This window comes from Cupriavidus sp. 05L411 (assembly GCF_056398045.1).
This window is the reverse complement of the sequence record NZ_JBFTOQ010000019.1, coordinates 37,034-58,415: the sequence shown is the minus strand read 5'-3', so window position 1 is coordinate 58,415 and position 21,382 is coordinate 37,034. Positions and strand designations below refer to the sequence as shown.

Sequence of the window (21,382 nt, the reverse complement as noted above, 5' to 3'; positions counted from 1 at the left end):
CTCGTTCAGGATTGGGGTTCGCTCGCGCGCACGGCGGCGGCTTCGCGCGCCGCCTGCTTCAAGGGCAGGGCGGTGTCGCACAGCAAGCCGATATCGCAGGCGGTGCCTTGTTCGATCAGGTTGCGGAGCTGGCGCAGGTCGCCGCCCGCGTTGACGGCGATGGCGTGGCGCAGTTGCGCGCCGGCCATGCCAAGCAACAGGAATCTGGGGGGTGTGTCGCCGTCGGGTGCTTCTGCGCTGCCGCGCAGCGTGTAGCGCAGCGTGGGGTCCATGGCGCCTAGCATCTGGATATTGCAGCCGAGCTGGTCGGTCCAGAACCAGGGCAAGGCGGCTGGGGCCGTCGGCACGCCGAGCATGGCGGCCGCGGCGATGCGGGCCTGCTCATTGGCGTTCTGCCACGACTCCAGGCGCATCTCCTGGCCAAACAACGGCTGGTATTGGCTGGCGCAATCGCCAGCGGCAAACACACCCGGCGCGCTGGTGCGGCAGTGCGCGTCGACCTGGATGCCGCCGTTGCCCGGGTGGAGCGCAAGCCCGGCTGCCTCTGCCAGGCCCACGTTGGGGTGCAGCCCGATGGCCACCACCACCAGCGGCGCGCGCAGGGCGGTGCCGTCGGCCAGCGTGACGGCAACTTCGTCCACAGCCGGCGGGATCGACGCGATCCCGCAGCCCAGGCGCAGGTCGATGCCGAGGCCGCGCACGCGTTGCGCCAGCCAGTCCGAGAACACGGGCGGCACGGCGCGCTGCAGCAACAGCGGCGCGGCTTCGACCACCGTCACCGCCAGCCCCATGGCGCGGGCGGTGGATGCGGTTTCCAGTCCAAGGAAACCGCCGCCGATCACCAGCACCGCGCGCTCACGGCGCAGCGCAGCCCGCAAGCGGCGCGCATCGGCGAGCGAGCGCAGGTAATGCACCCGGGGCTGCCCCTCGGGCAGGGCGGGCAGGGTGCGGGCACGCCCACCGGTTGCCAGCAGGCAGCGGCTGAAGGAAATCGCCTGACCATCGGCGCAATGCGCCGTGGCGCTGGCGGGATCGAGCGAGGCCACGGTGGTGGCCAGGCGCAAGTCGATGCCTCGCTCGGCATAGAAACCCGCCGCGTGCACGCCGATGCGCTCGTCTTGCTGCTCGTCCGCCAGCACGGCCTTGGACAGCGGGGGGCGCTCATACGGCGCATGGGCCTCGCCGCCGACCATGACGATGCCGCGGTCATGGCCCAGCGCGCGCAGCGCGGCGGCGGCCGTGGCGCCAGCCTGGCCGGCGCCGATGATCAGGATGGGGGCGTCTTGTGACATGGCCGGCGCTCAGGCGGTGACCATGACATCGACCAGGACATCACTGTCCACGATCTTGACCGGGTAGACCTTGATGCCCTGGGTGGCGGGCGCGCACATGGCCTGGCCGGTGCGGATATCGAAGCGCGCCTGGTGCAGCGGGCATTCGATGCAGCCATCCTCCAGGTAGCCGTCGGACAGCAGCGCGTACTGGTGCGTGCAGACGTTGTCGGTGACGAAGTACTCCCCTTTGCTGCGGTACAGGGCCAGCTGCGCGTCGCCAAGCGTGAGCGGCATCACTTCATCGTCCTGAAGCTGGCCGGTGGTGGCGATCTTGGTCCAAGCCATGATGCATCTCCTTTGATCAGTATGCTGAGTATTAATGATCAGTGTACTGATTTAAATTGCCGACTGAATCAGCGTTAACCCTTGAGCGTCGCCGAGGTGGCGGAATGGCCATGCAAGGGCGTGGCGGCGCTGGCCTGGGCAGGGCGCGCCAGCGCGGCCCGGCGCTCCAGCAGGGCTTGCACCTCGCCCATGATGCCGCGGCGAAAGGTGAGCACGCAGACCACGAAGATCAGGCCGGTGACCATGCTGACCGACTCGCCCAGCGTATTGAACCAGTCCACGCCCGTCATCGCGGCCAGGCTGCTGCCGGCATCGCCGAGTTTGTTCTCGACCGCGACGATCACCAGCGCGCCCAGGATCGGCCCGGACAAGGTGCCCATGCCGCCCACCAGCGTCATCAGGATGACGGATCCGGACATGGCCCAGTGCACGTCGGTCAGCGTGGCAAAGCCGAGCACCAGCGTCTTCAATGCGCCTGCCAGTCCCGCCAGCGCGGACGACAGCACAAAGGCCAGCAGCTTGAACCTGTCCGTGTCGTAGCCCAGCGAGATCGCGCGCGGCTCGTTTTCCTTGATGGCCCGCAGCACCTGGCCGAAAGGCGAGTTCACCACCCGCGCGATCAGCAGCAGTGCGGCGCCGACCACGATGGATACCACGTAGTACATCGTCAGGTCGCCCTCCAGCGAGAGCAGCCCGAACAGGCTGCCGCGCGGCACCGCCTGCAAGCCGTCCTCGCCGCCCGTCACCGGAGCCTGCAGGCAGAAGAAGTAGAACATCTGCGCCAGCGCCAGCGTCACCATCGCAAAGTAGATGCCCTGGCGCCGGATCGCCAGCGCGCCAAAGGCCAGGCCGAGCAGCGCGCCGAACGCCGTGCCGGCCAGCAGCCCGAGCTCCGGCGTGGCGTGCAGGGATTTCATCACGTAGCCGCAGGCATAGGCCGCGCCGCCAAAGAACGCGGCATGGCCGAAGGACAGCAGCCCGGTAAAGCCCAGCAGCAGGTTGAAGGCGCAGGCAAACAAGGCGAAGCACATCAGCTTCATCGCCAGCACCGGGTAGGCGCCGAGGAAGGGGGCAAGCGCGACGGCCACCATCAGCAAGGTGCCGGTCAGTCTTGCGCGAGAGTCAAAGGTCATTATTTTTCCTTTCCGAACAGGCCGGCGGGGCGCACCATCAGCACGCACACCATGGCCACGAAGACGACGGTTGCCGAGGCTTCCGGGTAGAACACCTTGGTCATGCCTTCGAACACGCCCAGGCCCAGCCCTGTAAAGATGGAACCGAGGATCGAGCCCATGCCGCCGATCACCACCACGGCGAACACGGTGATGATCAGGTTCTGGCCCATCAGGGGCGAGATCTGCATCACGGGCGCGGCCAGCACGCCGGCAAAGGCGGCCAGCCCCACGCCGAAGGCGTAGGTCAGCGTCACCAGCAACGGCACGTTGATGCCGAATGCTTCCACCATGCGCGGGTTCTCCGTGCCGGCGCGCAGGTAGGCGCCAAGCCGCGTCTTCTCGATCACGTACCAGGTGGCGAAGCACACCACCAGCGAGGCCGCCACCACCCAGGCGCGGTAGTTGGGCAGCACCATGAAGCCCACGCTGGTGGCGCCCGTCAGCGCCTCGGGCGTGGCGTAGGACAGGCCGGAGACGCCATACGCCGAGCGCAGCAGCCCTTCGATCAGCAGGCAGATGCCTAGCGTCAGCAGCAGGCCATAGAGGTGATCGAAGCGATAGAGCCGGCGCAGCATGGTGCGCTCCAGCACCACGCCCAGCACGCCGGTGACGAGCGGGGCGAGGAGCAGCATCAGCCAGTAGCTCAGCCCCAGGTAGGCCAGGCCCATCCAGGCCAGCACGGCGCCCAGCATGAACAGGGCGCCATGGGCAAAGTTGATGACATTGAGCAGGCCAAAGATGACTGCCAGCCCAAGGCTCAGGATGGCGTAGAACGAGCCGTTGACGAGTCCGAGCAGCAACTGGCTCAGCAGGGCGGGCATGGGTATGCCAAAAAATTCCATGACGAGGGTTCCTTACACGCCAAGCAGGGCGTTCAGCGTGGGCATCTTGCGCGCGAGCGCGCTGGCGTCGAAGCGCTCCACCATGCGGCCGTGCTCCATCACGTAGAAGCGGTCGGCGAGTGGCGCGGCGAAGCGGAAGTTCTGCTCCACCATGACGATGGTGTAGCCGCGTTTCTTGAGCGTGGTGATCATTCTGGCGAGGGTCTGGACGATGACGGGGGCCAGGCCTTCGGAGATTTCATCGAGCAGCAGCASGYTSGCGCSGGTGCGCAGGATGCGSSCGACGGCCAGCATCTGCTGCTCGCCGCCCGACAKGCGCGTGCCCTGGCTCTKGCGGCGYTCCYWCAGGTTRGGGAACATCKCRTAGATCTCGTCCAGCGGCATCGGCTCTCGGCCTGACGTTGCGACGTCAGGCTTGAACACCGGCGGCAGCATCAGGTTTTCCTCGCACGACAGGCTGGMGAAGATSSCSCGYTCYTCCGGGCAATAGCCSAKGCCCAGCGGCGCGATSYKGTGCGTCKKCATGCCGATGGTCTCGGTGCCGTTGACGCGGATCGAGCCCTTGCGSKSGCCGGYCAGSCCCATGATGGCGCGCATGGTGGTGGTGCGGCCCGCACCGTTGCGGCCCAGCACGGTGACGACCTCGCCCGGGTTGACGCTCAGGTCCACGCCGTGAAGGATGTGGGATTCGCCATACCAGGCGTGCAGGTCCTGGATCTGCAGGGCGGGGGTGGGTTGGCTCGTGGGTTGGTTCGTGGGTTGGCTCATCATGCGGCCTCCGTCAGTGCGGCGTCGGCCGTGCCCATGTACGCTTCCATCACTTGCGGGTTGCGCGTCATTTCCTCGTACGGCCCCTCCGCCAGGATGGCGCCGCGCTGGAGCACGGTGATGCGCTCGGCGATGGACGACACCACGCTCATATTGTGTTCCACCATCAGCACGGTGCGTCCCGCGGAAACCTGCTTGATCAAGGCGGTCACCACCTCCACATCCTCGTGCCCCATGCCTTGCGTGGGCTCGTCGAGCAGCATCAGCTCGGGGTCCATGGCCAGCGTGGTGGCGATCTCCAGCGCACGCTTGCGGCCATAGGCCAGCTCGGCGGTCGGCAGGTCGGCAAAGCCCTCCAGGCCGACGGCCTTGAGCAGCGCGACCGCGCGGTCGTTGAGCTCGTCCAGCGAGCGCTTGCTCTTCCAGAAGTGATAGGCGGTGCCGAGCTTGCGCTGCAGCGCCACCCGCACGTTCTCCATCACGGTGAGCTGGGGGAACACCGCCGAGATCTGGAAGGACCGGATCACGCCCTTGCGGGCGATCTGTGCGGGGCGCTCCCGCGTGATGTCCTCGCCGTTGAACAGGATGGTCCCGGCGGAGGGCGAGTGGAACTTCGTCAGCAGGTTGAAGCACGTGGTCTTGCCGGCGCCATTGGGCCCGATCAGGGCGTGGATGGCGCCGCGCCGAACGCGCAGGTCGACCTTGCTGACGGCGGTGAAGCCCTTGAACTCCTTGGTGAGCCCCCGGGTTTCAAGGATGACGTCAGCCTGGCTCATGCGTGCTCCGCTTTTGGGTCTTGGCAGGTTGGTTCTGCATCGCGGCTCACTTCTTCACCAGTGCGCATTCGCTGGCGGACAGCGGGCGGAATGCCGAGTCGCCGGGGATGGTGCCGATGTACTTGACCAGGTCCCACGGGCCCTTCGACTCTGCCGGCGTCTTGGCCTGCGCCAGGTACATGTCATGCACCATGCGGCCATCCACGCGCACCTTGCCGGCATGCACGAAGTCGTCGTTGACCGCCAGGGCGCGCATCTTTTCCGCCACCGCCGGGCCATCCACCGTCCTGGCCGCCTCAACCGCCTTCAGGTAGTGCAGCACACCGGAATACACGCCGATCTGCCCGTGCGTCGGGTAAGCCTTGTGCTTGGCGTAGAAGCGCTCCACGAAGGCCTTTGACCTGGCGTCGAGGTCGAGCTTGAACGGGTCCACATAGGTCAGGCCCTGCGCCACGCTCGGGCCCAGGCTCTTCAGGTCGGTGATGAAGGTCGACGGCGTGATCACGGTCTGTCCGCCCTTGATCAGGCCGAACTCGCCCGCGGCCTTGACGCCGTTGATCATGTCGTTGCCGGCGTTGGCCAGCACTACCACCTTGGCCTTGGACGCAGAGGCGGCCACGATGGGGCTGCTGAAATCGCTGGCGTTAAGCGGATGCTTGGTGCTGCCTACGTTCTTGCCGCCGCTGGCCTCCACCTCCTTGCGGAAATCCGATTCCAGCGACTGGCCCAGCGCGTAGTCCACGGTGATGTAGTACCAGCTGTTCTTGCCGTCGGCGATCAGCCGCTTGACCAGCGGCGCCGACACCGAATACGTATCCCAGCCCCAGTGAAAGCCGGTGGGCGAGCAGTTCTGGTTGGTCAGCGCCATGGCGCCGCCGGTGGAGACGATATTGATCTTCTGCTTTTGCCTGGCGATTTCCTGCACCGCCAGCGCGGTGGAGGAGTTGGGGAAATCGATCACCATGTCCACGCCATCGGTGTCGAACCAGCGGCGCGCCAGCGACGAAGCGATGTCCGCCTTGTTCTGGTGGTCGCCGGAGAGCACCGTGACCGGCTTGCCGAGCGCCTTGCCGCCGAACTCTTCCACGGCCATCTGCGCCGCGAGCACCGAGCCGCGGCCCGAGAGATCGGCGTAGGAGCCGGACATATCGGTAATCACGCCAACCTTGACGCCGTTGGCATCCGCCAGCGCGGCGGTGCTGCATAGCAGTGCGATCAGGGCCGGGATCAAGGCAGGAATCGGGGTGCGGCGTGCGTTGTGCAGAGACTTCATGGGGGCGCTCCAGACAGGGTGAGTGGGGTTCGGGAACCGGGATAGAAAACCAGATGGCTTCGTCTTGGTGCAGCGATCAGTATGCTAATTATTAAATGCAGTGTACTGAGCAAATTTCGCGCCAGAGGACGAAGCCGGGCTACGGGGCTACAGGGCTACAGGGCTACAGGGCTACAGGGGGCACAGCGGGATCAGGTATCCAGGTCGCGGCCACGGGTCTCGGGCACGAACACCATGCCGACGACAAAGGCGATGGCGGCGATCGAGACCGGATACCAGAGGCCAAAGTACACATTGCCGCTGGACACGTTCATCGCCGTCACGACGAACGACAGCATGCCGCCCACCCAGCCCGCACCCAGGTGGAAGGGCAGGGACAGCGACGTGTAGCGGATGCGCGCCGGGAACAGCTCGACCATGAACGCCGCCAGCGGGCCGTACACCATGGCGAGCAAGAGAATGGGGATCAGCAACATCAGGAACAGCATCGGGCGGTTGATGGCAGCCGGGTCCGCGTGCTCCGGCCAGCCGGCGGCCACCAGCGCCTGCTTGATCGCCGCTTTGTCAAAGCCCTGCAGCGCGGTGTCGCCGATGCGCAGAGCGGGTTGCTCGCTGGCATCAATCTGCGTGAATTCGTAGCCGACGCCAAGATCCGTCAGGTAGCCCTTGACCTTGTCGCACGCCGACACCGGCTCGGCAAACAGGCGGAAGTGGCAGTCGCCGGCGCGCAGCTGCACCGTGTTGCGCTGCTGGAACTGCTCCAGCGCCGGGTTGGCGTAGTGCGTCAGCGCCCTGAAGATGGGCTGGGTGGCCAGCGCCGCCAGCAGGCAGGCGGCCATCATGATGTGCTTGCGGCCGATCCGGTCCGACAGCCARCCAAAGAACAGGTAGCAGGGCGTGGCGATCACCAGCGCGATGCCGATCAGCAGGTGCACCAGCTCCAGCGGCACGTGCAGCGTCTTGTTGACGAAGAACATCGTGTAGAAATGGCCGGTGCCGAAGATGGCGCCGAGCCCGGATGCCACCACGAACAGCAGCAGCACGTACTTCAGGTTGGCCCAGTTCGTGAAGCTGTCCAGGATGGGGGATTTCGACGTGGCATTGCCGGCTTTCATGCGCGCGAAGATCGGCGACTCATGCAGCTTGCCGCGGATGTAGACCGACACCACCAGCATCAGGAACGAGACCAGGAACGGCAAGCGCCATCCCCATTCGCGGAACTGCGCCTCGGTGAGGAATGTCTTGAGCAGGTACACGACCAGCAGCGACGAGAGCAGGCCGAGTGTGGCCGTGGTCTGCAGGGAACTGGTGTAGAGCCCGCGTTTTTCCACCGGAGAATGCTCGGCGACGTAGGTCACCGCGCCACCCACTTCGCCGCCCAGCGCCAGCCCCTGCAGCAGGCGCAGCACCACCAGCAGGATGGTGGCGGTGATGCCGATCTGGCCATAGGTGGGTAACAATCCGACGCCCACCGTGGCGATCCCCATGAGCAGGATCGTCACCAGGAAGGTGTGTTTCCGGCCGATCTTGTCGCCCAGCCGGCCGAACAGCAACGCCCCGACCGGGCGCACCAGGAAGCCTGCGCCGAAGGTGGCAAGGCTGGCGAGGAAGGCCGTGGTCTCGTTGCCGGGCGGGAAGAACAATGCACCAAAGTAGACCGCCAGCGCCGCGTAGATATAAAAGTCGTACCACTCCATCAGCGCCCCGAAAGACGACGCGAGGATCACTTTGCGTTCTTCCCTTGTCATGCCCTGCTTGCGCACGGCGGCACCATCATTGGCCAGGCTGATCGTCATGGTCGTTTCTCTCCGGGGGCAGGTCAGCCTGCCCGTGTGTGTGTCCCACACTGTCAGCATGCTGAGTAATTTCAGTCAGTGTACTGAGCAGAATTTGTCAGTGTTATGGGGGTTAACCCTTTTGGCTCCGGCTAGACATTCCCCAACCTCGTTGCTATATTAAAAATGCTCAGCATACTGATCAATTAGCAAGCCCCCACCCAAACAGGAGTCGCCACAGCATGACGAGAATTCGGAAGATTGCCCTGGAAGAGCACTTCATGGCCCCCGGTTTCCAGGCCTATTCGAAGGGATACCTCCAGCACATCGACGCAGCGGTCATGGCCGATCTCGCCAGGCGCCTGGCGGATTTTGACGACATCCGCATCGGCGAGATGGACCGCGCCGGCATCGATTTCACTATCCTGTCGCAGACCGGCCCGGGCGTGCAGGGCGAGACGGATCGCGTCGCCGCCATTGGCCGTGCCCGTGAGAACAACGACTTCCTGGCGGCGCAGGTGGCGCGCCACCCCACGCGCTTTGCTGGCTTTGCCGCGCTGCCGATGCATGACCCCGTCACGGCCGCGGACGAGCTGGAGCGCGCCGTGAAGCAGCTTGGCTTCAAGGGCTCGCTGGTCAACGGCCACACGCAGGGCGTGTATTACGACGATCCTTCCTATGACGCGTTCTGGGAGCGCATGCAAGCGCTGGACGTGCCCATGTACTTGCATCCGACCGATGCGTTTGTCGCGCCGCATGTGTATTCGGGCCATCCCGAAATCAGCGGCGCGGCCTGGGGCTGGGGCGTGGAGACGGCCAGCCACGCGCTGCGCCTGGTGTTCGGCGGCGTGTTCGACCGCTTCCCCCGGCTCAAGCTCATCCTTGGCCATATGGGCGAAGGGCTGCCGTTTCAGCGCTGGCGCTTCGATAGCCGCTTTGCGGTGTACTCGCATGGCATCAAGCTGGCGAAGAAGCCGTCGGAATACATCGGCAGCAATATCGTGATCACCACGTCGGGCGTGTGCTCGCCGGCTGCGCTGAACGGCGCCATTGCCGAGATGGGCGCCGAGGCCGTGCTGTTCTCGGTCGACTATCCCTACGAATCCACGGCGATTGCGGCGGATTTTATCGAGCAGGCACCGATGGATGAGGCCACCCGCCGCCTTGTCTGCCATGGCAATGCCGAACGCATTTTCAAGCTTTGAACCCCGAAACAACGGAGCGCCCCGTGCAAAAGACTTTCCGGATCGGCCAGATCGTGCCGAGTTCCAACACCACGATGGAAACCGAAATCCCCGCGATGCTGCTCGCGCGCCAGCAGGTGCGGCCCGAGCGGTTCACGTTCCACTCCAGCCGCATGCGCATGAAGAAGGTGGTCAAGGAAGAACTTGCCGCGATGGACGGCGAGTCCGACCGCTGCGCGCTGGAACTGAGCGACGCCCGCGTCGACGTGCTGGGCTATGCCTGCCTGGTGGCCATCATGGCGATGGGCCACGGCTATCACCGGGTCTCGGAGAAGCGCCTGCAGGCCCATACCGCGGCCAACGGCGCCGACGCGCCGGTGGTCACCAGCGCCGGTGCGTTGATCGATGCGCTCAAGGTGATCGGCGCCAAGCGCATCGCTGTGGTCGCGCCGTACATGAAGCCGCTGACCGAGCTGGTGGTGGACTACATCCGCAACGAAGGCTACGAAGTGGTGGACTGGCGCGCGCTGGAAATCCCCGACAACCTTGAAGTCGGCCGCCACGACCCCGCCAGGCTGCCCGGCATCGTCGCGCAGATGAACACCAAGGATGTGGACGCCATCGTGCTGTCCGCCTGTGTACAGATGCCGTCCCTGCCGGCGGTGGCCAAGGTCGAAGCCATGACCGGCAAGCCGGTCATCACCGCCGCCATCGCCACCACCTACGCCATCCTCAAGCAACTCGACCTGGAGCCCGTGGTGCCGGGCGCCGGCGCCTTGCTCTCGGGCGCTTACTAAGATGAGTACCTTTGTTTGCGGCGGCAACGTCCACGCCAACGGCATCCGCCAGCACTATCTCCGCTATGGCGGCCACAGCGGCGCGCGCGTGACGCGCGATCCGGTGATCGTGGTGCCGGGCATCACCAGCCCGGCCATCACCTGGGGCTTCGTTGGCGAGCGCCTTGGCGAGCAGTTCGATACCTATGTGCTGGATGTGCGCGGACGCGGCCTGTCGTCCGCGTCGGACACGCTGGACTACAGCCTGGACGCCCAGGCCGCCGACGTGCTGGCGTTCGCGCAGGCGATGAACCTCCCTAGCTACAGCGTGGTGGGCCATTCGATGGGCGCGCGCATCGGCATCCGTGCCGCGCGCAGCCAGCCTGCCGGGCTGGCGCGGCTGGTGATGGTGGATCCGCCGGTGTCCGGTCCGGGCCGGCGCGACTATCCCGCGCAGCTTGCCTGGTATGTGGACTCCATGGCGGTGGCGCGCCACGGCGTGGACATCGAGACCATGCGGCGCTTCTGTCCCACCTGGACCGACGAGCAACTGGCGTTGCGCGCCGAATGGCTGCACACCTGCGACGAGCGCGCCGTGCTGGCCAGCTTCCAGGGTTTCCATACCGACGACGTGCATGCCGACTTGCCGGGCATTGGCATTCCCGCCTTGTTGATGGTGGCCGGCCGTGGCGATGCGGTCCGCGCCGAGGATATCGAGGAGATTCGCGGGCTGCTGCCGCAGCTTGAAGTCAGCCATGTACCGGGCGCCGGCCACATGATTCCCTGGGACGACGAGGGCGGCTTCTACAACGCGCTGGGCGACTTCCTCGGCGCCGAAATTGTCCCCCGGCAAAAGGCCGCGGCCTGAACTATCGATCGACCGATCTACCGATCAGCAGGAGAGAACATGCCAGTCAGTGACCACGCTCTGATCCAGGCCTGGAAACAGGTCCTCACGCTGTCCCGGCTCGCGCCTGGGCAGACCGTCACCATTCTCACCAGCGCCGCCACGCATCCGCAGACGCTGTCGTGCGCGCTGGTTGCCACCCAGGCCATGGGCGCCATCGTCAATCGCCTGGACCTGCCGCCCGTCAATGCGGACAAGGCCTTGAGCCGCGACCCGCTGGCCTACCTGGGCACCACGGCGCTCACCGGCAACCGCGCGGCCATTGCCGCGCTCAAGGAGAGCGACCTGGTGCTGGACCTGATGACACTGCTGTTCTCGCCCGAGCAGCACGATATCCTCAAGACCGGCACCAAGATCCTGCTGGCGGTGGAGCCGCCCGAAGTGCTGGTGCGCATGGTGCCCAGCGAAGCCGACCGCGAGCGCGTGAGCGCCGCCAACGCGCGGTTGTCGCGGGCGAAGGAGATGACGGTCACATCTGGCGCGGGCACCGACCTGCGCTGCCCGCTCGGCGAGTTTCCCGCCATTAGCGAGTACGGCTTCGTCGACGAGCCGGGGCGCTGGGATCACTGGCCCAGCGGCTTCGTGCTGACCTGGCCGAACGAGGGCGGCGCGAGTGGGCGCATCGTGCTGGACCACGGTGACATTTTGCTGCCGCAAAAAGGCTACGTGGCGGACCGGGTCGAGTTGACCGTGGAAGGCGGCTTTGCCACGCGCATCGAAGGCGGCCTGGATGCCGAGCTGCTGAACGACTACATGGCGTCGTTCAACGACCGCGAGGCCTACGCCATCTCGCATATCGGCTGGGGCCTGCAACCGCGCGCGCGGTGGTCCACGCTGGGCCTGTATGACAGGGAGGCCTCGATCGGCATGGACGCGCGGGCTTACGAGGGCAATTTCCTGTTCTCGCTCGGCCCCAACAACGAGGCAGGCGGCAGCCGCACCACCGCCTGCCATATCGATATCCCGTTGCGCAACTGCACCGTGAGCCTGGACGGCGAGGCAGTGGTCAGGCAAGGCAAGGTACTGGACGGATGGAACAGCAAATGACGAGACATGGGGAGCTCCCCACCTACGAGCGCCAGGGCTTCGGCACCCAACTGCCGCTGCAGGGCCCCGTAGGCCTGCTGATCGTCGACTTCGTCAACGGCTTCGCGGATCCGGCGATGTTCGGCGGCGGCAATATCGCCGAGGCCATCGCCAACACGGTGCCCCTGCTGGCCAGCGCGCGGGAACAGGGCTGGGCGGTGGCGCACAGCCGCATCGTGTTTGCCGACGACGACGGCGACCAGAACATCTTCACGCTGAAGGTGCCCGGCCTGCTGACGCTGAAGGAGCATGGGCCGGCCAGCGCGATCGTTGCGCAGCTGGCCCCGCGCGATGGCGAGCTGGTAGTGCGCAAGACCGTGCCGTCCGCCTTCTTCGGCACGTCGTTGGCGGCGTGGCTGACGCAGCGCGGCGTGCGCACGCTGGTGGTGGCCGGCGCGGTCACCAGCGGCTGCGTGCGCGCCAGCGTGGTCGATGCCATGTCGCACGGGTTCCGCCCGCTGGTGGTGTCGGACTGCGTGGGCGACCGCGCGCTCCAGCCGCACGCGGCCAACCTGTTCGACATGGAGCAGAAGTACGCCGCCGTGATGCCGCGCGAGCAGGCGCTGGCGGCGCTGGCCCGGCTCTGAGCGGTGCCCGGTGCGCACGGTGATGCGCACCGGGCACATGCATCGGCTGAAGCCCCAATTGACGGGCGCCGCCCGTTTCGCCAATGTGTCGATAAGCTCAGTGCACTGAATATGTGCCGCTGGACGTGCGATCAGGCAGGTGCACGGAAATTGCTTGCCGACCTGCTGGTTGCCGGGCTATCCGCTACCCACGAACCCCACAAAGCAGTCACGGACGGCGGCAAGCCCGGGCTGGAGAAATGTATGGACAAAGACCACATCGAGAAGCAAGGCGGGCAAGGCGTAGGCGCGCGCGTGGCGCGCAAGGAGGACGCGCGCCACCTGCATGGCAAGGGCCGCTTCGTCGCCGATATCGCCATGCCCGGCCTGCAGGAGGTTGCGTTCCTGCGCAGCCCCATGGCGCATGCGCGGCTGCTGGCGCTGTACAAGCCGGAAGGGCTGGAGCATGCGGTGATCGGGCGGGACGATATGCATGGCGCGCTCGATATCGTGGCCGACTCGGCTTTCCCGTCATACCAGCCCTCGGCGCAGCCGCCCCTGGCCGCCGGCAAGGTTCGCTTTGTCGGCGAGCCCATCGCCATGGCCTTCGCGCCGACCCGCGCGCAGGCCGAGGATATCGCCGAGCGCATCGTCGCGGAGCTGGATGAACTGCCGGCGCTCACCGATGTGGATGGCGCACGGCAGGCCAGCGGCACCACGCGCGTGCACGAGCACTGGAAGGACAACCACTTCCTCACACTCACCGCCGACAAGAATTTCGACGCGCTCAGCAAGACGGCCTCCGTAGTGGTCAGCCGCAAGATCGACCTGGCGCGCCAATGCATGGTGCCGATGGAAGGCAAGGCCGTGCTGGCCTACTGGGACCACCAGTTCGACCAGCTGATCGTCTACAGCGCCACCCAGGTGCCGCACATGATTCGCACGGTGCTGAGCCATTGCCTGGGCCTGGAGCAGGAAAAAGTCCGCGTGATCTCCCCCGACGTGGGTGGCGCCTTTGGCTACAAGTGCGTGCTGCAGCAAGAGGAGCTGTGCATCGCCTGGCTCGCCATGACGTACCGCAAGCCGTTCCGTTTTATCGAAGACCGGCGCGAGCACCTGACCGCGGGCGCCAACTCGCGCGAGCATCATTACGAGGTCACGGCCTACGCCGACGCGCGCGGGCGCCTGCTGGCGCTGGACGCCAGGATCGCCATCGACGGCGGCGCCTATTCGGTGTGGCCCTTCACCATCGGCCTTGAACCCGGCCAGGCCATCGGCAACCTGCCGGGGCCGTACGCCTTCGACGGCTACCGCTGCATCACGGAATGCGTGGCTACCAACAAGCCCGGCTTTGTCCCGTACCGGGGCGTGGCGCGCACGGGCGTGTGCTTTGCCATGGAACTGCTGATGGATGCGCTGGCGCGCGAGGTCAAGCGCGAGCCGTGGGAGATCCGCTGCGAGAACCTGGTACAGCCGGAATCCATGCCCTATGTCAACGTCACCAACAAGCACTTCGATGGCGGCGACTACCCGGCCAGCGTGCGCAAGGCCGCGCAGATGATCGGGCTGGCGCGCATCCGTGAGCGCCAGCGTCAAAGGCTGAACGATCCTTCGGCGGGCTCGCGCTATCTCGGCGTGGGCTTTGGCACCTACACCGAGCAATCGGCGCATGGCACCTCGGTGTTCGCCGCCTGGGGCACGCCGGTGATTCCCGGCTTCGATTCCGCCACCGTGCGCATCACGCCGGATGGCGGGCTGGAAGTCCGCGTTGGCGTGCACTCGCATGGCCAGGGCATGGAAACCACCTTTGCCCAGATCGCGCACGAGATCCTCGGCGTCGATGTGTCGCGCGTGAAGGTCGTGCACGGGGACACCGGCGTGACGCCCTTCTCCACTGGCACCTATGCTTCGCGCTCGCTCGTGATGTCGGGCGGCGCGGTATCGCGTGCTTGCAAGGCGCTGGTGCCGCGCCTGCTGAAGATCGGCGCGCATATGCTGCAGCGTCCCGAGGAAGAGGCGACGCTGGCTGGTGGTTCGGTCAAGGCGGGCGACGCCGCCGTGCCGATCAGCGAAATCGCCAACGCCTGGTATATCAACCCGCAGCGGCTGCCCGCCAATGTGGATCCCACCGGGCTGGAAACCACCATGGGCTACAAGCCCAACGTGGATACCGGCAGCTTCACGTACTCCACCCACGCCGTGCTGGTGGAGGTGGACACGGATTCCGGCCACGTCGAGATCCTCGACTACGTGGTGGTGGAAGACTGCGGGACCATGGTCAACCCCATGGTGGTGGAAGGGCAGACCTATGGCGGCGTGGCGCAAGGCATCGGCACGGCCATGTTCGAGGAGATGCGCTACGACGGCAACGGCCAGCCGCTGGCCTCCACGCTGGCCGACTACATGCTGCCTGGCCCGACCGAAATCCCCTCGATCCGCATCCACCATTTCGAGACGCCGTCGCCGCATACGGAATTCGGCGCCAAGGGCATGGGCGAGGGCGGCGCCATCGCGCCCCCCGCGGCCATTTTCAACGCGGTCAACGACGCGCTGGGGCAGTTCGGCGTGGAGTTGCTGGAGACGCCGCTCACGCCGCGCAAGGTGCTCGAAGCGCTGGCCCGCGCCGAGCAAGCCCGGAAGCCGCAAGCCACGCCAACCAGAGAGGCGGCCTGAACCATCATGAAAGCAGCTGCATTCACCTATCACGCGGCCCCCACGCTGGCCGCCACCTGCGCCGAGCTGGCGGACCGCACCGACAACGCCAAGGTCATGGGCGGCGGGCAGTCCATGGGCCCGATGCTTAACCTGCGCCTGACGCGCCCCGATGCCATCTACGATCTGTCGAAGCTCGCCGAGCTACGCACAGTCACCACGCAGCAGGATCGCGTGCGCATCGGCGCGGCGGTCACCCATGCGCAGATCGAGGATGGCGAATTCCCGGCATTGCGCGGCGGCATGCTGCAATCCGTGGCGCGCGGCATCGCCTACCGCGCCATCCGCAATCGCGGCACCATCGGCGGCAGCCTGGCGCACGCCGATCCCGCGGCGGACTGGGTGGTGGCGCTGACCGCCATTGGCGCGCAGATCGAGCTTGCATCGAAGGCCGGCACGCGCCTCGTGCCCATGACGGAGTTCATGCTGGGTGCGTACACCACGGCGCTCACCGAAGGCGAGCTGATCTGTGCTGTCCATGTGCCGAGCCAGCCCGATACAGCACGCTGGGGCTACCACAAGCTGTGCCGCAAGACCGGCGAGTTCGCCGAGGCCAGTTGCGCCGCGTACTTCGATCCGTCCACGCGCTTCGCCCGCATCGCACTGGGCGCGCTCGACGGCGCGCCGGCGCTGCTGCGCGGCCTCGCCCACGACATTGCCGCGCAAGGCCCCGCCGCGCTCACGCCGCAGGCCGTGCTGGCCGCCGTGACGCAAGCCACGCCGGCCAAGGATGCGATCGACCGCAAGCTCTGCTGCGCAGCCGTCACTCGCTGCATCGAACAACTTTTCAACTGAGGGCAGCAGTGGAAACCATCGCACTGACGATCAATGGCCGCGCCGCGTCCGGCGCCTGCGCGCACCGCACCCACCTGGGCGACTTCCTGCGCGACGCACAGGGCCTCACCGGCACCCACCTGGGCTGCGAGCACGGGGTTTGCGGCGCCTGCACCGTGCTGGTCGACGACAAGCCCGTGCGCTCGTGCATCACCTTTGCCAGCGCCTGCGCCGGCAGCAAGGTGGTGACCATCGAAGGCTATGACGACGACCCCGTGATGCGCGACCTGCGCGCCGCGTTCAACCAGCACCACGCGCTGCAATGCGGCTACTGCACGCCCGGCATGCTGGCCACCGCGCGCGACAYTGTGCTGCGGCTGCCGGATGCCGACGAGGCAACCATCCGCCATGAGCTATCGGGCAACCTCTGCCGCTGCACGGGCTATATGGGGATCGTGGCCGCGATCAGCTCTGTGCTGGCGCAGCGCAAGCCACCTGCAACGGGCAACGCGGTGCAAGCCGTAGCAGCGACCGTGAAGCGCGAATTCGTCTGCTTCACGCCTGCGGCCGACAGCACTGTCCAGGCGCACGCCGAGCCTGCCGCCAAGGAAGAAGCCGAGCGCAGCGCCGACAAAAAGGGCTGGTCGCGCATCGACGGCAGCTTCAAGGTGCCGTTCCCGGCTGATGACGTGTGGCGCTTCATGGCGGACCTGCCGGCGGTGGCAAGCTGCCTGCCAGGCGCGGCGCTCACCGAGCAGGACGGCGATCGCGTCAAGGGGCATGTGGCGATCAAGTTCGGGCCGATGGCGGCGCGCTTTAACGGCGCGGCGCGGCTGGAGCGCGACGACGCGAACCGGCGCGGCGTGCTCAAGGGTGCGGGGCAGGATTCGCTGAGCAACTCCAAGGCCGCTGGTGATATCACCTATGTGCTGCAGGCGATATCGGCGGGCGAGACCGAAGTGCTGATCGACCTGCAGTACTCCCTGCAAGGCCCGCTGGCGCAGTTCTCCCGCTCGGGGCTGGTGCGCGATTTTGTCCGGCGCATGATGGCGGACTTCGGCAAGAACGTCGCCCGCAAGATGGACCCGTCGTTGTCGGAGAGCGAGCGCAGCCAGGCCACGCAGATGAATCCGGTGTCGATGATGCTGGGGGTGATGTGGGAGAGGGTGAAGCGGGTGTTTGGCGGAGGGCGGGATTAGAAGAGGGCGGCCAGCGGCCGTCCTTGGCCTACAGCCGTGACGACGCCAGCCGCGCGGCCAGCCCCAGGAACACCACCCCCGCAAACCGGTTCAGCGCGCGCTGCGCGCGTGCCGAGCGCAGCAGCAGGGCGCCGAACATGGCCGAGCAGTAGGCGATGACGGAAAAGACCAGCAGGGTGGCGATGATGAAGACCACGCCGAGCACCATGATCTGCAGCGCGATATGGCTACGGTCCGGCGCGACGAACTGCGGCAGGAACGCGAGGAAAAAGATCACCACCTTGGGGTTGGTCAGGTTCATCACCACGCCCCGCCGGTACATATGCCCCACGCCAGCCTTGTCGCCGTTGCCCTGGCTCATCACGCCCACCGGGGCGCGGAACGCCTGCCAGGCAAGATAGGCCAGGTATAGCGCACCGGCGATCTTGAGCACCATGAATGCGAGCTTGGACGCGGCGAACAGCGCGGCCAGGCCAAGCGCGACCGCGGCCGTATGCACCAGCAGGCCGGTGCACAGGCCAAGCACCACGACCATGCCCGCTCGGGGCCCCCGCATGGCGGATTGCAGCAGCACAAAGACATTGTCCGGGCCCGGCGTCAGTCCAAGCACCACGGCGATGCCGAAGAATGGCAATAGTGTCTCGAGTGGGGGCATGCGCTTCACTCCTTTGCGGCCGCGGATATCGCGTCGTCGGGTTAGGCCCGAGATCGGGCAAGATCGGGCAAAAGGCATGGCCGGAGCATCCGGCGCGCCATCCGAATATTGCCAGCCAGACAGCGTTTTGTGCCAGCCAGACGCTTTGGCTGGCTCCGGCAGGCTTTGGCAGTCCCAGTCAAGGGTGCCAGGTCGCCGGACTACCTGAGGCTGCCTCCGGCGCCGGCCGATGGCTTCCCGCAGGCTTGCTTGCTGGCGGACGACCCGGCGATGGAACTGGTGGTGCCGAAGCTGCTGACACCGTCGCTGCTCGCGGTCCTGCCCCGGCAATGCAAAAAGCCCGTGCGGCGTGAACCGTACGGGCTTTTCAGAATCTGGTTGCGGGGGCAGGACTTGAACCTGCGACCTTCGGGTTATGAGCCCGACGAGCTGCCAACTGCTCCACCCCGCGGGCCGAAATATACGCGGGTTGGCGCGTCATGGATAGTCCTGATTGGGATTATTTCCAGAAATGGTCTCGGCGCATTGCCAGAATCAATGCAGTTGCTGCAAGAATGAGCGCGGCATTCGCGCTTTGTCGGGCATCCGCCCGGTGGGCGATCACGTCGTCAAGCCACGTATTCGGCGCACACGCGGCATCAACGGACACGATTGCCCGTGAGATCGGCGGTGCACATGCACCAGATCCTGGCGCCAGCCGGGCAGCAACCACCTCCGCTTTTACCCTCCGGCGGCATCCTTCGGCGCCGGAGCCAGGCGGAACTGCGCGGACAAGTCGGCCTCGGCGCCAAGCTGGGCGTCGGTCTGCACGACGCCTTTTGCGGCGAGCTTCGTGAGCGTGCGCGCTGCCTGGATCGGGCTGACGCCCGTGGCCTTTGCGACCTGATATGCATCCATCGGGGTGCCCGTCTTTTGCAGGGCGTCGATTACTGCCTGGCGAGTGTCGTGATTGTTGTTCATTTCCGGGCGTAGGTTGAGTCTGCTCAGACTAGACGAGGTGGACCGCCGGCGCAACCCCGCATTCTTGCTGATCCGCCTGCCCGAAAAGGTTGCGCGACGGGCTTCGCACGTCAAAATAGAGGGTCTGATCGCTCGCATCGCAAGAATCGCAAGAACAATGAAGCACACCCTACTGCTCATCGACGGCCTGAACATCCTGCGCCGGGTCTACGAAGCCAACCCGGCCGAGGACATTCCGGCCAAGGTCGAAGGCGCCGTACTCTCGGCGCTGGCCTCGTTTCGCCGCGCCCTGACCGAGTGCAAGCCGACGCACGCGCTGGCGGCGTTCGACACCGGCGGCAAGACCTGGCGCCACGCGCTGTATCCCCAGTACCGCCAGCACCGCAAGCCCATGGATCCGGAGCTGGCGGAGGTCCTGCCTGATTTCCGCCTGACGCTGACGGAAGTGCTCGGGCTGCAGACAGCCATGATCGAAGGCTACGAGGCCGACGACATCATCGCCACGGCCTTCTATCGCTGGACCGCGAGCAAGGAGGGGCAGGTGATCCCGGTGAGCACGGACAAGGACGTGCTGCAGCTCATCGCCGACGGCGCCATCGTGCGCAACCACTTTGCCACCGCGAAGAACGGGGAGCCGTCCTGGTTCGATGAACGCTATGTCATGGACAAGTTCGGCGTGGGCAGCCACCAGCTTGCCGACTATCTCGCCCTGCTGGGGGATAGCACGGACGATATTCCCGGTGTCGAGAAGGTCGGGGCGAAGACCGCGGCCAAGCTCTTGCAGCGCTACGGCGACCTGGAGGGCGTGCTTGCCAACGCCGCCGAGGAAAAAGGCGTGGTCGGCAAGAACCTGGCGGAACAGGCGCATCTGGCCCGGCTCTCGCGCCAGTTGCTCTCGCTGAAGACCGATGCCCAGCTGGGCCTGACGTGGAACATGCTGCGGGTGGGAGACACGGCTGAGTAGGGGTGCTGATTAGGGGCGCTGATTAGGGGCGCGGAATAGCGGCCCGGGCCGCGTTCAAAAAACATTCAATATCCCGTCGGGGTCCTTCCGGTGCAGACTATGGCTTCCCGGAGGAGGCGAGATGCTGCAGCTCAACACATATGAAACCCTGGTGGCGGCCTCGCTGGTCCTGCTGGCCGGCCGCAAGCTGATTGCCGTCACGCCGTTCCTGAAAACCTACAGCATCCCCGAGCCGGTGGTCGGCGGCCTGGTAGTGGCGTTTGGCCTCTTTGCCGCGCGCGCGTTCGCGGGGGGCAGGTGGGGTTCGATCTCACCATGCAGACGCCCTTGATGCTGGCGTTTTTCGCCACGCTGGGGCTCAGTGCCGATCTGGCCAGCCTGCGCCGCGGCGGCAGGAGCATCGCTGTCTTCCTGCTCGTCGTGATCGGGTTGCTCGTGATGCAGAACGCGATCGGCGTCGGCATGGCGACCGTTCTCGGGCTGAAACCGGTGGTCGGGCTGCTGGCGGGGTCGATCACGCTGTCTGGCGGCCATGGCACTGGCGTGGCCTGGGGCCACACGTTCGCCAGCCAGTACGGCGTGGCCTCCGCCACGGAACTGGCCATTGCCTGCGCCACGTTCGGGCTCGTGCTCGGCGGTTTGCTGGGCGGCCCTGTCGCACGTGTGCTGCTGCGACAAATCAAAACGCCAGGCAATGCCGCGCAGGAGCCCGACCCGCTCAATTTCGAGGAGCCGGCGGCAGTGCGGCTGATCACCGCGTTCGCGCTGATTGAAACGCTGGCCCTGATCCTGGTCTGCCTGACCGCCGGACAGGCGCTGGCCACTGCTTTTGCCGATAGCTGGCTCGCCTTGCCAAGCTTCGTCTGGGTCTTGTTCATCGGGGTCATCCTGCGCAACGGCCTGTCGGTGCTCGGCTGGTACAGCGTGTTCGACCGCTCGGTCTCCGTGCTGGGCAACGTCAGCCTGTCGATGTTCCTGGCGATGGCGCTGATGAGCCTGCGGCTGTGGGAGCTGTCCGCGCTGGCCCTGCCCTTGCTGGCGATCCTGCTGGTCCAGGCAGCGGCCATGGCGGCCTACGCCATGTTCGTCACCTTCCGCGTGATGGGACGCAACTACGATGCCGTGGTGCTCGCCGCCGGGCATTGCGGCTTTGGCCTGGGCGCGACGCCGACGGCCATCGCCAACATGCAGGCGATCACCGATCGCTTCGGGCCGTCGCACCTGGCGTTCCTGGTGGTGCCCATGGTCGGCGCGTTTTTCATCGACCTGGCCAATGCCATCGTGATCAAGGCCTACATGCTGCTGCTCGCCGCGCTTTAGCCGATGGCCTGGGTGGCCTGCATGGCCTGGATGGCGGGGAAGCCGGGCAGC

At 66.3% G+C, this 21,382-nt stretch carries 19 protein-coding genes, 1 tRNA gene and 1 pseudogene; 10 read left to right on the top strand and 11 right to left on the bottom strand.

Features of this window, described 5'->3' with window-relative positions:
• Positions 1-5: 5 nt before the first annotated feature.
• From AC1DQR_RS22280 to AC1DQR_RS22245, 8 genes are all read right to left on the bottom strand, one after another.
• Positions 6-1,292, bottom strand: coding sequence for an NAD(P)/FAD-dependent oxidoreductase (locus tag AC1DQR_RS22280; protein WP_416052046.1), 1,287 nt, complete (start codon positions 1,290-1,292; stop codon positions 6-8).
• Between the two features lie 9 nt (positions 1,293-1,301).
• Entirely contained in the window at positions 1,302-1,619 is a 318-nt protein-coding gene (locus AC1DQR_RS22275; protein WP_416052047.1) for a non-heme iron oxygenase ferredoxin subunit, read from the bottom strand.
• 74 nt (positions 1,620-1,693) lie between these two features.
• Positions 1,694-2,752 carry a branched-chain amino acid ABC transporter permease gene (locus tag AC1DQR_RS22270; RefSeq protein WP_416052048.1) on the bottom strand — a complete coding sequence of 353 codons (1,059 nt, stop codon included), beginning with the start codon at positions 2,750-2,752 and terminating at the stop codon, positions 1,694-1,696.
• Positions 2,752-3,636 carry a branched-chain amino acid ABC transporter permease gene (locus AC1DQR_RS22265; RefSeq protein ID WP_150986100.1) on the bottom strand — a complete coding sequence of 295 codons (885 nt, stop codon included), beginning with the start codon at positions 3,634-3,636 and terminating at the stop codon, positions 2,752-2,754. Before AC1DQR_RS22265 ends, AC1DQR_RS22270 begins: the two co-directional genes overlap by 1 nt.
• A gap of 12 nt (positions 3,637-3,648) precedes the next feature.
• The gene (locus AC1DQR_RS22260) at positions 3,649-4,404 is read right to left on the bottom strand and encodes an ABC transporter ATP-binding protein (protein WP_477133838.1); all 756 of its coding nucleotides are present in this window, start codon (positions 4,402-4,404) and stop codon (positions 3,649-3,651) included.
• Positions 4,404-5,180, bottom strand: a complete 777-nt coding sequence (locus tag AC1DQR_RS22255; RefSeq protein ID WP_416052049.1) for an ABC transporter ATP-binding protein — start codon at positions 5,178-5,180, stop codon at positions 4,404-4,406. The genes AC1DQR_RS22260 and AC1DQR_RS22255 overlap by 1 nt, the downstream gene beginning before the upstream one ends.
• A gap of 46 nt (positions 5,181-5,226) precedes the next feature.
• Positions 5,227-6,453 (bottom strand): ABC transporter substrate-binding protein, encoded by a 1,227-nt coding sequence (locus AC1DQR_RS22250; protein ID WP_416052050.1) that lies wholly within the window; start codon positions 6,451-6,453, stop codon positions 5,227-5,229.
• 191 nt (positions 6,454-6,644) lie between these two features.
• Positions 6,645-8,249, bottom strand: a complete 1,605-nt coding sequence (locus tag AC1DQR_RS22245; RefSeq protein ID WP_416052051.1) for an MFS transporter — start codon at positions 8,247-8,249, stop codon at positions 6,645-6,647.
• A gap of 221 nt (positions 8,250-8,470) precedes the next feature.
• On the opposite strand from AC1DQR_RS22245, the gene AC1DQR_RS22240 reads away from it, so the two are divergent.
• The 8 genes from AC1DQR_RS22240 to AC1DQR_RS22205 all read left to right on the top strand — a co-directional run bounded on the left by AC1DQR_RS22240 (position 8,471) and on the right by AC1DQR_RS22205 (position 17,432).
• Positions 8,471-9,433, top strand: coding sequence for an amidohydrolase family protein (locus AC1DQR_RS22240; RefSeq protein ID WP_416052052.1), 963 nt, complete (start codon positions 8,471-8,473; stop codon positions 9,431-9,433).
• Between the two features lie 23 nt (positions 9,434-9,456).
• On the top strand, positions 9,457-10,209 hold the full coding sequence (locus AC1DQR_RS22235) for a maleate cis-trans isomerase family protein (protein ID WP_463322599.1): 753 nt from the start codon (positions 9,457-9,459) through the stop codon (positions 10,207-10,209).
• Position 10,210: 1 nt separating this feature from the next.
• Entirely contained in the window at positions 10,211-11,056 is an 846-nt protein-coding gene (locus AC1DQR_RS22230; RefSeq protein ID WP_477133802.1) for an alpha/beta fold hydrolase, read from the top strand.
• Positions 11,057-11,095: 39 nt separating this feature from the next.
• Positions 11,096-12,142, top strand: coding sequence for a 2,5-dihydroxypyridine 5,6-dioxygenase NicX family protein (locus tag AC1DQR_RS22225; RefSeq protein ID WP_477133801.1), 1,047 nt, complete (start codon positions 11,096-11,098; stop codon positions 12,140-12,142).
• Positions 12,139-12,768: an isochorismatase family protein gene (locus AC1DQR_RS22220; RefSeq protein ID WP_477133800.1), complete on the top strand. Its 630-nt coding sequence runs from the start codon at positions 12,139-12,141 to the stop codon at positions 12,766-12,768. The genes AC1DQR_RS22225 and AC1DQR_RS22220 overlap by 4 nt, the downstream gene beginning before the upstream one ends.
• Positions 12,769-13,011: 243 nt before the next feature.
• Positions 13,012-15,420, top strand: a complete 2,409-nt coding sequence (locus AC1DQR_RS22215) for a xanthine dehydrogenase family protein molybdopterin-binding subunit (RefSeq protein WP_477133799.1) — start codon at positions 13,012-13,014, stop codon at positions 15,418-15,420.
• Positions 15,421-15,426: 6 nt separating this feature from the next.
• On the top strand, positions 15,427-16,254 hold the full coding sequence (locus AC1DQR_RS22210; protein WP_416052057.1) for an FAD binding domain-containing protein: 828 nt from the start codon (positions 15,427-15,429) through the stop codon (positions 16,252-16,254).
• A gap of 8 nt (positions 16,255-16,262) precedes the next feature.
• Positions 16,263-17,432, top strand: coding sequence for a xanthine dehydrogenase family Fe-S subunit (locus AC1DQR_RS22205; RefSeq protein ID WP_477133798.1), 1,170 nt, complete (start codon positions 16,263-16,265; stop codon positions 17,430-17,432).
• 28 nt (positions 17,433-17,460) lie between these two features.
• Here the strand turns inward: AC1DQR_RS22205 and AC1DQR_RS22200 are convergent, their stop codons facing one another.
• From AC1DQR_RS22200 to AC1DQR_RS22190, 3 genes are all read right to left on the bottom strand, one after another.
• A complete protein-coding gene (locus AC1DQR_RS22200; RefSeq protein ID WP_416052059.1) occupies positions 17,461-18,087 on the bottom strand; it encodes a LysE family translocator in 627 nt (208 codons plus the stop codon).
• Positions 18,088-18,462: 375 nt separating this feature from the next.
• Positions 18,463-18,538: transfer RNA gene (locus tag AC1DQR_RS22195), tRNA-Met, on the bottom strand.
• A 269-nt stretch (positions 18,539-18,807) separates the two neighbouring features.
• On the bottom strand, positions 18,808-19,047 hold the full coding sequence (locus tag AC1DQR_RS22190; RefSeq protein WP_150986120.1) for a hypothetical protein: 240 nt from the start codon (positions 19,045-19,047) through the stop codon (positions 18,808-18,810).
• 157 nt (positions 19,048-19,204) lie between these two features.
• Between AC1DQR_RS22190 and AC1DQR_RS22185 the strand changes: the two genes are divergently transcribed.
• A complete protein-coding gene (locus tag AC1DQR_RS22185) occupies positions 19,205-20,011 on the top strand; it encodes a 5'-3' exonuclease (protein ID WP_043354389.1) in 807 nt (268 codons plus the stop codon).
• A gap of 121 nt (positions 20,012-20,132) precedes the next feature.
• A pseudogene (gltS, locus tag AC1DQR_RS22180) lies at positions 20,133-21,331 on the top strand (sodium/glutamate symporter).
• Positions 21,332-21,382: the final 51 nt, after the last annotated feature.

Bases quoted from the DNA above. Each gene is read 5' to 3' on its own strand.
- AC1DQR_RS22280 (WP_416052046.1), bottom strand. From the start codon at position 1,292: ATGTCACAAGACGCCCCCATCCTGATCATCGGCGCCGGCCAGGCTGGC.
- AC1DQR_RS22275 (WP_416052047.1), bottom strand. From the start codon at position 1,619: ATGGCTTGGACCAAGATCGCCACCACCGGCCAGCTTCAGGACGATGAA.
- AC1DQR_RS22270 (WP_416052048.1), bottom strand. From the start codon at position 2,752: ATGACCTTTGACTCTCGCGCAAGACTGACCGGCACCTTGCTGATGGTG.
- AC1DQR_RS22265 (WP_150986100.1), bottom strand. From the start codon at position 3,636: ATGGAATTTTTTGGCATACCCATGCCCGCCCTGCTGAGCCAGTTGCTG.
- AC1DQR_RS22255 (WP_416052049.1), bottom strand. From the start codon at position 5,180: ATGAGCCAGGCTGACGTCATCCTTGAAACCCGGGGGCTCACCAAGGAG.
- AC1DQR_RS22250 (WP_416052050.1), bottom strand. From the start codon at position 6,453: ATGAAGTCTCTGCACAACGCACGCCGCACCCCGATTCCTGCCTTGATC.
- AC1DQR_RS22240 (WP_416052052.1), top strand. From the start codon at position 8,471: ATGACGAGAATTCGGAAGATTGCCCTGGAAGAGCACTTCATGGCCCCC.
- AC1DQR_RS22230 (WP_477133802.1), top strand. From the start codon at position 10,211: ATGAGTACCTTTGTTTGCGGCGGCAACGTCCACGCCAACGGCATCCGC.
- AC1DQR_RS22225 (WP_477133801.1), top strand. From the start codon at position 11,096: ATGCCAGTCAGTGACCACGCTCTGATCCAGGCCTGGAAACAGGTCCTC.
- AC1DQR_RS22220 (WP_477133800.1), top strand. From the start codon at position 12,139: ATGACGAGACATGGGGAGCTCCCCACCTACGAGCGCCAGGGCTTCGGC.
- AC1DQR_RS22215 (WP_477133799.1), top strand. From the start codon at position 13,012: ATGGACAAAGACCACATCGAGAAGCAAGGCGGGCAAGGCGTAGGCGCG.
- AC1DQR_RS22210 (WP_416052057.1), top strand. From the start codon at position 15,427: ATGAAAGCAGCTGCATTCACCTATCACGCGGCCCCCACGCTGGCCGCC.
- AC1DQR_RS22200 (WP_416052059.1), bottom strand. From the start codon at position 18,087: ATGCCCCCACTCGAGACACTATTGCCATTCTTCGGCATCGCCGTGGTG.
- AC1DQR_RS22190 (WP_150986120.1), bottom strand. From the start codon at position 19,047: ATGAACAACAATCACGACACTCGCCAGGCAGTAATCGACGCCCTGCAA.
- AC1DQR_RS22185 (WP_043354389.1), top strand. From the start codon at position 19,205: ATGAAGCACACCCTACTGCTCATCGACGGCCTGAACATCCTGCGCCGG.